Origin of the sequence: Nostoc sp. GT001, assembly GCF_030382115.1 — a bacterium.
GTDB lineage: Bacteria > Cyanobacteriota > Cyanobacteriia > Cyanobacteriales > Nostocaceae > Nostoc.
This window is the reverse complement of the sequence record NZ_JAUDRJ010000003.1, coordinates 4,730,474-4,745,669: the sequence shown is the minus strand read 5'-3', so window position 1 is coordinate 4,745,669 and position 15,196 is coordinate 4,730,474. Positions and strand designations below refer to the sequence as shown.

Here is a 15,196-nt window from a genome sequence, read left to right as displayed (position 1 = left end):
ACTTTTGCTTTGGCAAACTTTTTCGCCATTTTCAGGCATTTGGCAAAGCGATCGCTATTAATCGCTTTTGCGGCGCTAATCATCGCAACTACTTGCGTCCACTTGATTGACCTTCGGTGGTGGCAATTTCACCTGCTTCCATTAGCATCTTGAAGCGACGCAATTCATCACCAATCTGCTGTTCTGGTTCTTCACCAAAAAGTTTAGCTACGGTAGCTGCTAATGCTCCACCTGGTGGGTTATACTCCAAGACAATCTTTACTTCTGTGCCGCGACCGCCTGGTGCTTCTTTAAAGCGGACAAAACCAGAATTATCAACGTCTGCACCTTCTACAGAAGCCCAAGAAATAAACTCATTTTCCCGGTCTTCGAGAATATCTGCATCCCATTCCACGCTGTTACCCAAGGGTGCATTGGCAATCCAATGAGAACGTTTTTCGTTATACACCTTTACTGACTTGAGATGCTTCATAAAGGTGGGCAAATTCTCAAAGTTATGCCAAAAACGATACAATTCTTCTGCTGATTTATTAATTGTTACCGTCTTTTCAACTTTAATGGGTTGGTTTATCCCGATTGCTTCCTGTGCTTGCTGGATTGTGCTTTGTTTCGTTGCACCTTGATAAATCAAACCACCACCAGCCAAAGCCGTCAGCGCTCCCCGCAAAGAACCTTGTTTTAAACCCATCAGCACCATAGCACCGCCACCGATGAGAGATGCCCAACGCTCTACTTCACTAGCTTCACCCTGACTATTAGTAAGTTTATCGCCTGATGTCGAAGTCACTTTTTTCTCTCCATTACATACACTAGATAACTCCAAAAATTAAATATGCGTTATCCAGAAACCTTGTAGAGACGTAGTACTACTACCTCTTTAATTCTTTTTCATCAGATGTCTAGTAAAATAACCAAAACGCAAATACTTACGAGACATTAAGCATGGCTTGGTTCTCCATAGAGTATGCACCTCTGCGATTGGTTACATTGATATAGCTGCGCCTGTAGTCGGCTTAGGAGGCTGAACCTGAGCGGTTATCCGCGCTCGATACAACTCTACTAATTGCTGTTCGGATTTCAATAAATCTTGGTAAATTTCTTTGAAAATAGCAGTTGTTACTGGGTCGGTAAACATCACAGACAAATTGCCAATATCGCCGATACCAGTTTGTACATCACCTAAAGCAGAACGTAACTGATATATGTCATCACTTCCAGTTAAGGCAGTTTTCACCTTGGCATACTGATTCGCAATATTTGCACCTAAAGAAGGTTTTTCGCCCAATAACTGAAGATAGGTTTCCAGTTTGTCAATATGGCGCTGTTTATTAGAAATTATTTCTTGAAAAACTGAGTTTACTTCGCTATCTGATGCCTTGTGCAAGTACTTCATAAATGCTTCTTGCGAATAAACTTCACCAGCAAGAGCAGTATTTAAACCTCTGCTAATATCGCCTTTAGTTGAACCACCCCAAGCATCAGCTAGTTTCCACCATTCAGCACTTGTGTCTTTTTCATTTGGCAATGCAGCATCTTTGCCACCATAACCCAAACGGCTCAAAATAGCTGTGGTGAAAATTGCCAAGTCTCCAGGTTCGCGAGATGTAATCAAATTCCCGTCAACTACCAATGGCTGATCTAAATAATTTGCACCAGCGTTAGTTATATCCTTGGCAATAGCGCTAAACCCAGTGACTTGTTTGCCTTCGAGCAAGTCGCCTTCAATCAAAACTTGTGGCCCGTGACAAACAGCAGCGACTAATTTTCCTTGTTGGATAGCCTCTTGTACGAAACGTACTGTATTAAGGTTCCGTCGCATTTTGTCAGGAGCCATACCGCCGGGAATCACGACTGCATCAAATTCGGCTGCGATCGCCTCTGTTGTAGTACCATCGGCTTGTATGCTAACTTTGCCTTGTTTACCCTTATATTTTTCATTCATTCGGGAACCAAGGACTACTACCTCCATTCCTGCTTGTTTGAATCCATTATATGGAACTGTAAATTCTGCATCCTCTACTGCTTGTTCAATGAGGATAGCAACTTTTTTCTTACCAGAGTGATTGTTATGTTCAGTCATAAATGGTGTTACGTTTTTATTTCTCTAGTCTTTAACTAGTTACAACAATATTTGTCGGTGAAGACAGTTAAACAGTCAAACTTTTAACTAGATAAATTATTTTGAATTACTTATCCGCATTATCTGCCTCCGTTACTCAAATAATTTTGATTGTTCCATTGTTTAGCATTTAGGCAATTAGAAATTATGAATACTAATCTAAAATACTAAACTTAACAAATTGTTAGTGTTTGCTTATTTTTGCCGGACAAAAAATAGTTATGAGTTAAAAGTTCGCTAATCAATAATTTCGGTTGGATAACTTCTAACTCATAACTTCAACTACAAGTTCCTTGACCATGAATTCATAGCTACAATCTTATGGCGCGATCGCTAGTTTAGCGTCGTACCCAGGGGATAGATTATTTTATAAGTTATACACCTCTAGTTAGACAAATTGCTGACAAGAAAACGTTATTGTGAAAATGCAGAAAAGGGCTAGTATCATGGCAGAAAAAAATCATAATGACAAAGTTAAAAGTAATGATTTGCCACAAGAGATTACCGAATCCTACGGTACTGGTGTAAAAGACTTGCCAGGATACAATATTGGCGGACGCTCCATGCAGGATGAAAGAGACGAGTACACAGAAACTAGTCCGAAACTGACTGGTGGGGATGTTGATGCTTATTGGCAAGATGCAGATGCAGTTGGAGATGAAGCTGTTGGTGGTAGTACTTCCACTCCCGATCAAAATGTCACAGAGGACTTAGAAGCCGCAGTAGGGCTAAAAATGGCTGATTCTGAGTTTCTGCATACCAACGATATTTTAGAGGATCGTGATGGCGATCGCTGGGAGTTAGATCCAAAGTCTTCTGAAGATTATCAAGACCGATGAGAATAATTACCAATGACAAGAAGCAACCAAATTAGCCACTATCTCAACTAGTTCTTCTGGAGCGACCGGTTTAGATATATGAGTGTCAAAGCCAGCTTCCAAGGCACGGATACGAGCCTCACTATCAGCAAAGGCTGTTAAAGCAATAGCCGGGACTCGTCCACAATTATTTGGTTTAAGCGCCCGGAATTTGGAGATGAAAGTGTAGCCATCCTCCCCAGGCAACCCAATATCACTAATTAAAACATCGGGTTGCAATTCAGACAATACATTACGTGCATCTGCTGCTGATATCACTGCTATAACTGTTGCTCCATCCATTTCCAAGACAGTAGTGATAAAAAAGCGAGTATCATCATCATCCTCAACTACCAAGATATCTAAACCAGTAAGAGTTCCAGAAGTTTGCATAATAAATGACATTTTATTTATCCTTACTTGCTATATTTGTAATTCGTAATTAAGAGTAGAGAGCAAGCAGTGATTACAACTACGAATTACGTTAGCGAGTCAGCAAGCGTCATTATCAATTACGAATTATTATGACTTTTACACCCATTAGAGCTTCTTTTAGAGCAGATTTTAGATTTCCAAAAGTAGATTGATGTGCTCGGAGTGTTGATGAGATACCGAAGCAGCCTTTTTTAACAAGAAATGATTTAACACCATAATTTCAAACATATAGCTTGATGGTTACTACTCCTTTATCTATTTTCCTACTGGAAGACCACTTCGCACAAATGAAATTCAAGCGTCGTTAGAAAAGTCCTTACTTATCTCGATTTTCAGCATAATTCAGAATTCAGGTGGTCGCCGAGCCTGTCCTGAGCGTAGCCGTTGGCGTGGTCACTGAGCGTAGCCGTTGGCGTGGTCACTGAGCGTAGCCGTTGGCGTGGTCACTGAGCGTAGCCGTTGGCGTGGTCACTGAGCGTAGTCGAAGTGCAGCGTCTCGTAGAGAAGGGCGTAGTTGAGGTGAGTCAGAATTCAGTTGGGTATTCTGTACGACTGGCGGATAGCCTAGCGTGTCGCAGACAAAGCTCTCGAACGCGAGTCTGCGTACTATCATAGAGAAGCAAGCTATGCAAAGCGTCTTAATTCTGACTCACCTCGACTACGCTCGGCGACCACCTGAATTCTGAATTCTGAATTCTTCTTCAAACTTTTGTTGTGTTAGATATTATTGAAATAGCAATTAAGAATTAATGAGTTGAAGTAAACCTATCCGTTGCGATCGAGGATAAAAATGATAGGGGCTGACTCATATTAGCAGCAAAGCCCAGAATTCCTGGATCTCGATGTTCGTAAAGTAACTGGCCTTTGGTATCAAACAGAAAAGTTCCACCACGCTGAGTCAAGTAGGCAGAATTAGGTACATAAGTATGCCAATTGCTGAGAACTTCCACCATATTCCGTAGCCGTAAAGTAGCTAATTCAAACGGACGTTGAAACCCACTTCCGCCAGCTAATTTGAAAAACGAGCCTTGAAAAGCAGGTAGAGGAGTACCTTGAATAATTTCATCATCTTCAATGAGTTGAGGGGCTTGACGATCTCCCCTGTATCCCCGAAAAACTTCTCGTAGCGTTCCAGGACTTCCAAACCCTGCACACATTAACACTAGATTTAGCCAAGCTTTCTGAGCAGGGGAAATTCTAGGGACAGGAAGATTCAGACCTGAATAAAGTTTGAGTTGGTGATGTAGTTCTCCATTAGGTTCAACAAATAAATTTTCAGGTGGAAATCCTGTATATTCACAGAATCTTGTTCCAGAGGCGCGATTACCAATTCCCACCGCACGAATAGCGAATTTTTCATCTGACAATTTCTTAGCTTCGCGCTGTAACCACCAAGCATATTCAAGACTATCAAAATCCCCAAGCTGGGGCCAGACTAAAACAAGGATATATGAGGCAGTCTCGCAATTTTCTAGTAGGGGGCGGATCATGCCATCACTAACACGCTGAAGTCCGGTCTGATTAAGGATAGTGTAAGGATTCATGACAAATGATTACTCGGATATTTGGGGTATCAGTGACACAGGATTTACTAAAGCATTAATATGCCATCATCTCAGGTTTGTAAATATTTTGTTATCCTAGTTAACAGAAGTTCATATTTAGGTTTGACACCGCTAAGTAAGGGAATACCCAGTAGGCGCTTGATGAGTGTATTACTGCTAACGCCAGCTAGATATGAACGCTTCTTCTCAAGATTGCCAACATTGACCCTTTAGTTTTCGCCTAGTTGGGCGATTTACCCTGCGATGAATCAACCCATTACATTATCTTTAGAACAAGAATTTAGCCTTAGAACTTTTGCTGACCAAGTGCAGCAGATGTCCCGTGAACAAGCTCAAGAGTTTTTGCTTATGCTCTATAAGCAGATGATAATTCGGGAAACGACTTACCAAGAATTGCTCAAACATCAGTGGGAACTTGATTCAGACTCAATTTTGGGTTAAAGCATACAAGTAAATAAATGTTTTGAATTTTTAGCAGCGACAAAGAAATATTGGTAGAAACTTGTGGGAGAGAGGAGCAGCCATTGATTGCTCCTCTCTCCCGTGTTTTTAATTGATTATTCTATTTATTGCTGATTTTACTAGTATCGCGGTGGGAAAACAGGCATTAATTGAACGCAACATTTAACTATAGCAGTCCTAAATCATTTGTGAAATTTATATATCTCTCTCTTTTTTCTTCCCTTTGCGCCCTTCTCTGACGAGACGCTGCGCGAAAGCGTACTTTGCGGTTCGTTTTCTTATTTATAATTTTTCATGAATCAAATAGGATTGCTATAGGCTAGAAGTTATCAAAACAGAATTCAGGGGTCACGAGTCAGAATACAAGATTTTCTAATTGTCGAGAAACAAGACGTTTTTCAAGTTGTTGAAGTACACAAGCTAAGTCTGTTACCCAAGTATAAGCGTATTTTACTCCTGAATTCTGCTGTATATTGTCATGATGAAAGAGTATCTGCTTCAATTGGATCTATAGATAGAGAAATATCCTGAGCGAAGCTGGTATATTTAAAAGTTTTAGTAGTAAGATTCTTGAATAGAATTAAGAGATTAACCTGGTATTTTTACAAGCCTTGGCAGTATGAATATGGAATTTTTTAACAGGATTCCTTTGATGGCTTTAGTATTACTCTTATTGGCTTACATTCTCCTGGGATGGTATCTTGCTGCTAATCATATTATTTGGTTAGTAGGAGCTTTTGTTGTTGCTATGGTTATAGCTGTAGTACGAAAGAGCTTTTCTTGGTTCGAGCGTTTAGTTGAGTTTGGTTCAAAAACTTTAGTTGTCATCTTGTTTTTAAGTATATCAATTGCTTTAGTAGCAACTTGGTCGATATTATTAAGGCTCTTTATTATCCCCTTAGCCACTACGCTGTTAGCTGATTTGGAAATGCGCTTTTCTGGCTGCAATAAACTAGATTCATTTTGGGTTATAACTGTCCTGGCTGTATTGGGTTTGGTAGTAGGTGAAGCAATAGATATTCTACTTTTTCCCAGTAGTAGATACTAAAGAATTAGGGATAAAAATCCGATATATTATTTATTAATTAACAGCGTACAGATATGCATTTATACTTAATCGAAACTATGGAGCGATCGCTGTCTGTAGTACAGCAGGGTGTAAATCAAGCAATCATAGATGATAAATCAATAAAACGTTTCTGCTATCAAAATTATGCATAGCGATAATAGCTTTTTTATCAAAAAATGCACGATTATGCTGCATTAGTCAATCATTCTTTAGATTATTATAAATCTCACTATGGGAAGACGTTTTACCAATTAAAATTTCCTATGGTACTTGGGGAGTAATGTTGTCTAGCAAGAGAAGGTAGAGCGATTGCACAGAGATTAATCTTAATGTGGATTGATGGAGATTACAGTTTGAAGACATATCATTGGCGACTGTCACTTTCTCGTCATATTTATTGTTAATCATAAAAGTATAGGTACTTTCTCAAGAGTTAAATTTTGGTCTGGTATCCCCAATCTCAAAGGTTTTATTGAATCATGAGTTCCCAAATCTGGAGTACATAGATGATTCCTCTGTTGAACAAAGACTATAAAACAAAGCCAAAAGTCCCAACTCAACACTAATAAGGAAGTAATGTGAGTAGACGTAAAAACTACAATTTGCTCGATCGGACAACATCAATTGAAGTCGCAACACCTAAAGCATCCCTGACACTACCAGATGCAGTGTCTTTAATTGTCGGTATTGTCATCGGAGCGGGGATTTTTCAAACTCCGGCTCTAGTGGCAAGTCAAGCAGGCAGTGATCTTGCTGTAATGTTTCTTTGGCTAATGGGTGGTGTCGTGTCTCTGGTAGGAGCCTTGTGCTATGCAGAGTTGGCGACTGTCTATCCCGACGTCGGCGGTGTCTACTACTATTTGAAACGTGCATTCGGACGGGGAGTCGCCTTTTTATTTGCCTGGGCGCGGATGACAGTGATTCAAACAGGTTCCATTGCTCTATTGGCATTTGTTTTTGGTGATTATGTTTCTCAGATATGGCAGCTAGGAACGTTTTCGTCTTCTATATATGCAGCCATAGCGATCGCACTTTTAACTGCTTTGAACATCGTTGGCTTGCAACAGGGTAAGTGGACACAAAACTTGCTGAGTGCTGCGAAAGTTCTAGGTTTGTTACTGGTAGTGATTCTTGGGCTTACCGCCATTCCTAATTCTGCCGCCCCTATAGAATCTGCATCATCGGGAACCTGGGGATTGGCAATGGTGTTTGTGTTGCTATCTTACGGTGGTTGGAATGAGGCAGCTTACATCTCCGCAGAAATCCAAGATGGACGACGTAATATTGTGCGATCGCTAATGTGGAGTATTGGTATTATCACTGCCATTTACCTACTAATCAATCTGGCTTACCTGCGGGGACTGGGATTAGCAAACATGGCACAGTCAGAAGCAGTAGCCGCAGATTTAATGCGCTCTCTTTGGGGCCAACCGGGAGCTTTGTTTATCAGTGTGCTGATTGCGATCGCTACTTTGGGAGCAACCAACGCCACAATCTTTACTGGAGCGCGTACCAATTACGCACTGGGACAGGATTTTTCGCTATTTGGTTTTATGGGACGCTGGCAACAACGTCCGAGCAGTCCTACCTATGCCTTATTCTTGCAAGCAGCGATCTCCTTAGCACTGGTTCTTTTAGGCACGCTCACCCGCAAAGGCTTTCAAACAATGGTGGATTACACTGCCCCGATATTTTGGTTCTTTTTCCTGCTTTCCGGCATATCACTGCTGGTATTGCGCATCCGCGAACCCCACATAGTTCGCCCTTTCCGTGTGCCATTTTATCCTTTAACACCATTACTCTTTTGTGCAGTCTGCGCTTACTTGCTGTACTCTAGCTTGGTTTATACAGGTGTGGGAGCGATCGCAGGTGTTTTAGTGGTGGCAGCAGGTATTCCCCTGTTGTTCTGGAATAACTACCGTCAAGGTAGGACTTAATACAATTTTGGATTGTGCAACCTAAACCTCACACAATAAGCAATTCAAAATTTTCTGACTATCAGTTGTTCTACTAACTACTCAATCAAGGAGAAAATTCATGAACTTCAAAAAAATTCTGTTTTTACTGGTTACAGGCGTTAGTGTTACCAGTTTAGGAATTGCTGGGTGTACGCCGCAACAACAAGATTTGGAAGCCGGTACACAACAACCTTCTACTTTAACTAGGTCAGACCGAAACTGAAACACCATCAGCGACAACTCAAGTCCAAGAACGTCCTGGAGATGTTCCTTATGTACCTACACCACAACCAGTGGTAGATGCAATGTTACAAGTGGCAAAAGTGGGTAAAAATGATGTGTTGTACGACCTTGGTAGTGGTGATGGCAGAATTGTTAATACTGCGGCACAAAAGTTTGGTACGCGCGGCATCGGTATAGATATTGACCCCGATCGCATCAAAGAAGCTAATGCTAATGCCCAAAAAGCAGGAGTAAGCGATCGCGTCAAGTTTGTCCAACAAGATTTGTTCAACACTGATTTTAGTGAAGCAACAGTAGTTACACTTTATTTACTGCCAGAGATTAATGCCAAACTCCGTCCCAAGCTGTTGAAAGAACTTAAACCTGGGACTCGCATTGTCTCCCACGCCTTCGATATGGGCGATTGGAAACCACAGCAGACTCTCAATGTAGAGGGCAAAACTGTTTACTATTGGGTAGTTCCTGAACAAGTGCCAGCGAATTTGCGATAGGGACTAACTAATTCGTAATTCGTAATTAAGAGGCATCAGATTCAAGTTGAGTTTTCATCTCTTGAATCTGTAGCCTGATTTTTGGGAATTGATTTTAGAAATTCAAAATTATCAAATATTTATTTTTTAAATTTAAATTCACTCCAATGGGGGTTGACAGTACAAGTCTTAAACGTGAAAAAGAGTAATCTAAAATCCAAAATTGTTTGACTAGTGCAAATTCAAATCAGGGCAGCTTAGGGAGGAAATATGATAGGCTTAAAAGGAAAGAATGCTTTAATTACAGGTGCAACTTCAGGTATCGGTCAGGCGATCGCTATCAGACTCGCCGAAGAAGGGTGCAACATCGCCATCAATTACCGCAAAGACCCTGATGCCGCGGCAGATACGGAAGAGATGGCATTGCAAAAATCCTGCGGAAATATCGAAAATTGTGGTGTGAAGTCGCTGCTGGTTCAAGGAGATGTCTCCCAAGAATCAGACATTATTGAGATGGTCAACACCGTAGTAAAGGAATTTGGCAGTTTAGATATTCTAGTTAATAATGCTGGCATTCAAACAGAAAGTCCATCCCACGAAGTTACCACAGCAGACTTTGATCGGGTAATTGCAGTCAATCTCCGGGGTGCTTATCTCTGCGCGCGTGAAACTATTAAACACCTCCTGTCTGTTAATCGTCCAGGAGCGATTATTAATATTTCCAGCGTTCACGAAATTATTCCGCGACCGATGTATATCAGTTATTCCATTAGCAAAGGCGGGATGGAAAACCTCACCAAAACCTTAGCTTTGGAATATGCTAACCGAGGTATTCGTGTCAATGCCATTGGCCCTGGAGCAACAATCACGCCAATGAACCAAGCCTGGATAAACGATCCTGAAAAAAAGGCGATCGTGGAAAGTCACATCCCAATGGGGCGTGCTGGCTCCTCTGAGGAGATGGCAGCCGCAGTAGCTTTTTTAGCTTCGGATGAAGCCGCCTACATCACTGGACAAACGCTATTTGTAGATGGTGGATTGACTCTATATGCTGACTTCCGGGAATCTTGGTCAGCTTGAAAAAGAGGCAAGGGAGCAGGGAGCAGGGAGCAAGGGGGATAGANACAGAAAGAGGATTCGACAGTNNNACCAACTCTTGGAGAGGCTGCGCCCTAAGCGTAGCTATGCCGCAGGCTTTACGGCAGAGCNNNCTGACCACTCCGCTTGTTGCATTAGCTTTCCGCTCTTACGATAACCACGCTTGGTTGTTGCGGGAGACTCAGACCCATGTTCTGCTCTGCTCCACAGCAGTTACTGATGAGGTTATTTCCCCNCTGCCCCCTGCCCCTGCCCCCTGCCTCTCCGTTGAGATAAGGCTGGCGTACTTTCCACAATTAAGCCGATACATACCATTAGTGGAATTAAACGCCCATGACTAGCGCAATCGATAAGAACAGTCAGATGGAAACAGAAGCTTGGGAATTATTGGAAAATTCCGTAATTTATTACCAAGGAAAACCCATTGGGACTGTAGCCGCCAAAGATGCGGAGGCCGATGCACTCAATTATGACCAGTGCTTCCTCCGCGATTTTGTCCCTTCTGCCTTGGTGTTTCTCATGTATGGGAAACCAGAGATTGTGCGTAACTTCTTAGTAGAAACACTGAAATTACAAAGTCATGAAAAGCAGATAGACTGCTTTGAACCAGGAGCGGGATTAATGCCTGCCAGTTTTAAAGTACATTCTAAGGGGAATGAGGAATTTTTGGTCGCTGATTTTGGTGAACTAGCGATCGCTCGTGTTCCCCCGATTGATTCTTGTATGTGGTGGATTCTCTTGCTACGCGCTTATGAAAAAACTACAGGCGATTTGTCACTAGCGCGTCAGCCAGATTTTCAAGCCGGAATCAAACTAATTTTGGATCTTTGCTTAGTACATCGGTTTTCCATGTACCCAACAATGTTAGTTCCCGATGGCGCGTTTATGATTGACCGTCGCATGGGAGTTTACGAACATCCTTTAGAAATTCAGGTGTTATTCTACGCATCTTTGAGGGCTGCTGGTGAATTGCTGTTACCAGATGGCGATGGCGATAACTACCTTAGCAAAGTCAATAAGCGATTGGGATCTTTGAAATATCATATCCGCAACTATTATTGGCTAGACCTGAAGCGATTGGGAGAAATCTATCGTTATAAAGATAACGAATTTGGTAAAGAAATTGTTAATAAATTCAACATCAACTCAGAATCAATTCCTAGTTGGTTGACCGAGTGGTTGCCCGAAACTGGAGGATATTTAGCGGGAAATTTGGGGCTGGGACGGATAGATTTTCGCTTTTTTGCGCTGGGAAATCTGATGGCAATTTTAACTTCCTTAGCTGGTGAAAAAGAATCTCAAAGCATTATGAATTTATTTGCCCAACGTTGGCAAGACTTAATCGGCTATATGCCTGTTAAAATTTGCTTTCCCGCAATGGATGGTTTAGAGTGGAGAATTGTGACAGGATGTGACTCTAAAAACAGGGCTTGGTCTTATCACAACGGCGGTAACTGGCCGGTTTTGCTGTGGTTATTTACTGGTGCGGCACTAAAAGCAGGTCGAACAGAACTTGCTCAAGCAGCGATCGCTATTGCCGAAAGGCGTTTATTTAAAGATAAATTCCCTGAATACTACGATGGCAATAATGGTCGTTTAATTGGCAAAGAAGCCCGAATTTATCAAACTTGGAGTATTGCCGGATTGCTAGCTGCTAAAAGGCTGGTGGAAAATCCAGAGTACTTAGAATTAATCAGTTTTGCAGAGGGTCTCGAAGTCCCAGGCTGTAGCCTGTAGATAGATTGTAGAGACCGAGCGATTTATCCCGTCTCTTGCCTTAATCGAATAGTATTGAGTAGTCAATACCTGGCAAAGTTTGACTCCAAAAATGATTTAGTGGTGTAATTATACAGGGTGTTTCTACTAACCAGTACAACTTGGTGTAAATCCAGTTACCATCTCAATTCACCAGACAATAGGCAGACAAGTTGTTTTGAGTAACTGGTTAAAGGTAGACAAACTTTCGGCTGTACTAGCTATACTGACATAACATTACAAGCGGGCAAACTTTTGGTAAGTATAAGTTAGTAAATAGTATGTTTGTACCACAAAAATCCTGATTAAAAGGTTCCAGCGATCGCACAGCCTACTTCTCTATGAGAGTTTACACCAACGAGTTAACCTGCCTCTGAATACCCTTCTCAAATACCCGATAACTGATACACTAGGTTATAAGAGGTATCTGAAGTGTCATACTTAGTAATATCACCAGATAGTCTTTGCATAATTAGCACGTTTTGACGTGTATTAACCATGAAAACTACTTCAGATTTAATTCTAGAATTTGAAAAACTATTCCGACAAAAATTACAACTAAATAATTGTAAACTTAGAAAGAAAAGACAAGAGAATAATTATGAAATTATTACTCCAGCTAAAGACATCTTTTTGATGTATTGGTCTGAGTTCCCGGAAGTTAACTTAATATATCAGGCTGTAGGGGTACGCACTCAGCAGACTAGTGTTTATGAACGAGCTATCCGCTCCCACATTAGTTCTAGTTTGAGTAGTATTCAGGAGAATCCTCACTCTGAATCACCATTATTGGTGAAATAGCTGACGCTCAGATAACACAAACAATATTTACCAAGCTCTCGCCAGTTTTGTTATATAACTGACGAGACTTGATCGCCGAAAATGTGTTGATCGAGAGATAAAAATGCAATCCGAAAAAAATCAAGATCAGCTAGATTATAAAGCCTTGTTAGCCAATGCAAAGCAAGCCTTAAAAGTTGAATATCAAAAATCAGCCGCTTTAGCATCCCAACTGAAAGCCATCAAAACTCAGTTAGAACAAGTTCTGGCTGAAAACAAAACTCTCAGAGACAGTACCTATGAAGATGTAGTTAAGCATTTTGAGGCGCGTACTCAAGCAGCAGAAGCACTGGCACTAAAAACAGAAGTACGCCAAAGATTCCTGGAAGCCAATGGTTGTAAGGATGATGAGAGCTTCGATGCTCTATGGGATATTATTAAAAATAAGATTCAGATCCAAGATAGTGAAGTGAGAATCGTTGCTCAAAATGGCACTCCTAAGTTCACCTTAACAGGCAGCATGATGACTTTGAGAGATTTTATTCAATCCCTCAAACAAGATCCAATCTCTGGAAAATTTTTCTTGAGCTAGAGAGCCAAATTCATGAAAACCTCTCGCTAAAAGCGGACTAACGATTGTAGTCAAAAGTTATTTATCTTCGTCTCCTGGCGACCGTTAGCTCTGACTTTGTTGGGCATTCCAGTCCAAAGCAATGCACTCCCAATAAGTAGGTAGACATAATTAAATATAAAATAAACTCCTAGTTTGTAGTGAGCGATTTATCGCTCAGAGCAAGGATTATCAAAACTAAAGTCCTTACTACAAACTTGAAATTTATTTATGCCTAGATACTTACTTCTTCGGTTAAGGGGAAAAGGTAAAGAAAAAACCTTTAACCCTTTTCCTTTTGCCTTTTCCCAAAACCCGATTCCGAATCAAAAATGCACAAAGCGAGAAGTTACCCTGAGGATTGAATAAAATGGTTGTATGGCGGTGAGCCTGCAAAAAGTGACTTGCTCAAACTTGTGCAAATATTTTATAAAAATTTGTCGAGTTCTTAGTTTGATATTTGAGATTAATTATAAATATAACGATCCAGATGACACCACAAGACGCACGAAAATACGCACCAGCAACCGAGCGTAACCGCGAACCAATTCTAGAAGTACTTTTACAAGTGTTGCCGGAGAGCGGCACTATTTTAGAAATAGCAAGTGGTACTGGTGAACACGCAGTCTTTTTTGCATCCAGGCTCAGAGATTATCTGTGGCTCCCAACCGATGTAAATCCACAATCAAGAGCTAGCATTATTTCATGGACTGAACACAATGTATGTGATAACGTTTATGCACCGCTTGAACTAGATGCAAAAGAACCAGTTTGGGCTGTGGAAAATGGTGGATTTGATTGGCTAAATACGAAGCCAATTGTCGCCATTGTCAACATCAATATGATTCACATTTCACCTTGGTCAGCCTGTCTGGGGTTAATGGCAGGAGCAGGTCGTATCCTAAAAGCAGGAGGTATCCTCTATTTATATGGCCCCTTCAAACAAGGTGGAGAACATACAGCTGCGAGTAATGCGGCTTTTGACGAATATTTACGCACTGAAAACCCAGAGTGGGGTGTGCGTAACTTGGATGATGTTGTAGCAGTAGCTAGCGCCCAAAATCTAATCTTGCAACAGATTTACCAAATGCCAGCTAATAATCTTTCAGTAGTGTTTCAACGTTCTACCTAGTGATTGACTTTTGTTGGGCTAAAAGCCAATACGCTTGGGTTAAGGGTTATATCATGTCCGCATAATTAATTAGTTATGCTAACTACAGTCGTTACACCCCACCCCCTCCCCGCTTGCGGCAGGGTGGATTAATTGTCGAGAGAGAAAATATAACATAGAAGGATGATTCCTTAAGAAAAACACGGTTCTCCCAGAGGAAAGTTAGGAATGAATTTAATCGAAGCAATCCAAGGGGTTCCCGATTATCGACATGCTAGAGGTATTAGACATAGACTTTGGATAATACTAACTATAGTTTTGTTAGGTAGTTGTACAGGATATTGGGGGTATAAACCTTTAGCTGAGTTCACAAAAAATCATCGATTATCTCTAATCAAATTATTAGATTTATCTCCAGATATTCAATTTCCGTCAGCATCAACATTCAGAAATATTATGATGTCAATTGATTTTCAGATATTAGCTGAACTGTTTAACGTCTGGGCAGAAAAGAGTTTGCCAATTAATTTCAAAGAATTATTTGCCATCGATGGGAAATGTATTAAAAGTACTGTAACCGGGGGAAATCAATCCTATCAAAACTTTGTGAGTATCGTTTCAGTTTTCAGTTTATAGTCATCAGCAAGGATGGGTAATCAGACAT

The 15,196-nt window shown here is 41.0% G+C and carries 14 protein-coding genes and 1 pseudogene; 11 read left to right on the top strand and 4 right to left on the bottom strand.

Going from position 1 to position 15,196, the window contains the following annotated elements; genetic code table 11:
• Positions 1-88 precede the first annotated feature (88 nt).
• Together QUD05_RS23065 and QUD05_RS23060 are read right to left on the bottom strand one after the other, a co-directional pair.
• Positions 89-787, bottom strand: a complete 699-nt coding sequence (locus tag QUD05_RS23065; protein WP_289798126.1) for an SRPBCC family protein — start codon at positions 785-787, stop codon at positions 89-91.
• Between the two features lie 195 nt (positions 788-982).
• Positions 983-2,080 (bottom strand): DJ-1/PfpI/YhbO family deglycase/protease, encoded by a 1,098-nt coding sequence (locus tag QUD05_RS23060; protein WP_289798125.1) that lies wholly within the window; start codon positions 2,078-2,080, stop codon positions 983-985.
• Between the two features lie 485 nt (positions 2,081-2,565).
• Here QUD05_RS23060 and QUD05_RS23055 point away from each other — a divergent pair, with 485 nt between their 5' ends.
• Complete coding sequence (locus QUD05_RS23055; protein WP_289798123.1) at positions 2,566-2,958, top strand: DUF6335 family protein; 393 nt, start codon at positions 2,566-2,568, stop codon at positions 2,956-2,958.
• Between the two features lie 6 nt (positions 2,959-2,964).
• On the opposite strand, the gene QUD05_RS23050 is transcribed toward QUD05_RS23055, so the two are convergent.
• Entirely contained in the window at positions 2,965-3,381 is a 417-nt protein-coding gene (locus tag QUD05_RS23050) for a response regulator (RefSeq protein WP_289798122.1), read from the bottom strand.
• Positions 3,382-4,157: 776 nt separating this feature from the next.
• Positions 4,158-4,955 carry a peroxiredoxin-like family protein gene (locus QUD05_RS23045; protein WP_289798120.1) on the bottom strand — a complete coding sequence of 266 codons (798 nt, stop codon included), beginning with the start codon at positions 4,953-4,955 and terminating at the stop codon, positions 4,158-4,160.
• A 264-nt stretch (positions 4,956-5,219) separates the two neighbouring features.
• On the opposite strand from QUD05_RS23045, the gene QUD05_RS23040 reads away from it, so the two are divergent.
• The 10 genes and pseudogenes from QUD05_RS23040 to QUD05_RS22995 all read left to right on the top strand — a co-directional run bounded on the left by QUD05_RS23040 (position 5,220) and on the right by QUD05_RS22995 (position 15,168).
• Positions 5,220-5,417: an NblA/ycf18 family protein gene (locus QUD05_RS23040; protein ID WP_194041722.1), complete on the top strand. Its 198-nt coding sequence runs from the start codon at positions 5,220-5,222 to the stop codon at positions 5,415-5,417.
• A 640-nt stretch (positions 5,418-6,057) separates the two neighbouring features.
• Positions 6,058-6,486, top strand: coding sequence for a hypothetical protein (locus QUD05_RS23035; protein WP_289798118.1), 429 nt, complete (start codon positions 6,058-6,060; stop codon positions 6,484-6,486).
• A gap of 599 nt (positions 6,487-7,085) precedes the next feature.
• The gene (locus tag QUD05_RS23030; protein WP_289798117.1) at positions 7,086-8,444 is read left to right on the top strand and encodes an APC family permease; all 1,359 of its coding nucleotides are present in this window, start codon (positions 7,086-7,088) and stop codon (positions 8,442-8,444) included.
• A 100-nt stretch (positions 8,445-8,544) separates the two neighbouring features.
• A pseudogene (locus tag QUD05_RS23025) lies at positions 8,545-9,199 on the top strand (class I SAM-dependent methyltransferase).
• Positions 9,200-9,448: 249 nt separating this feature from the next.
• Positions 9,449-10,258, top strand: a complete 810-nt coding sequence (locus QUD05_RS23020; RefSeq protein ID WP_289798115.1) for a glucose 1-dehydrogenase — start codon at positions 9,449-9,451, stop codon at positions 10,256-10,258.
• 351 nt (positions 10,259-10,609) lie between these two features.
• On the top strand, positions 10,610-12,013 hold the full coding sequence (locus tag QUD05_RS23015; RefSeq protein WP_289798113.1) for a glycoside hydrolase 100 family protein: 1,404 nt from the start codon (positions 10,610-10,612) through the stop codon (positions 12,011-12,013).
• A 516-nt stretch (positions 12,014-12,529) separates the two neighbouring features.
• The gene (locus QUD05_RS23010) at positions 12,530-12,832 is read left to right on the top strand and encodes a hypothetical protein (RefSeq protein ID WP_099102090.1); all 303 of its coding nucleotides are present in this window, start codon (positions 12,530-12,532) and stop codon (positions 12,830-12,832) included.
• 103 nt (positions 12,833-12,935) lie between these two features.
• Positions 12,936-13,403 (top strand): hypothetical protein, encoded by a 468-nt coding sequence (locus QUD05_RS23005; RefSeq protein ID WP_289798111.1) that lies wholly within the window; start codon positions 12,936-12,938, stop codon positions 13,401-13,403.
• 508 nt (positions 13,404-13,911) lie between these two features.
• Positions 13,912-14,553: a DUF938 domain-containing protein gene (locus tag QUD05_RS23000; protein WP_289798110.1), complete on the top strand. Its 642-nt coding sequence runs from the start codon at positions 13,912-13,914 to the stop codon at positions 14,551-14,553.
• A gap of 207 nt (positions 14,554-14,760) precedes the next feature.
• Positions 14,761-15,168, top strand: a complete 408-nt coding sequence (locus QUD05_RS22995) for a transposase family protein (RefSeq protein WP_289795575.1) — start codon at positions 14,761-14,763, stop codon at positions 15,166-15,168.
• Positions 15,169-15,196: the final 28 nt, after the last annotated feature.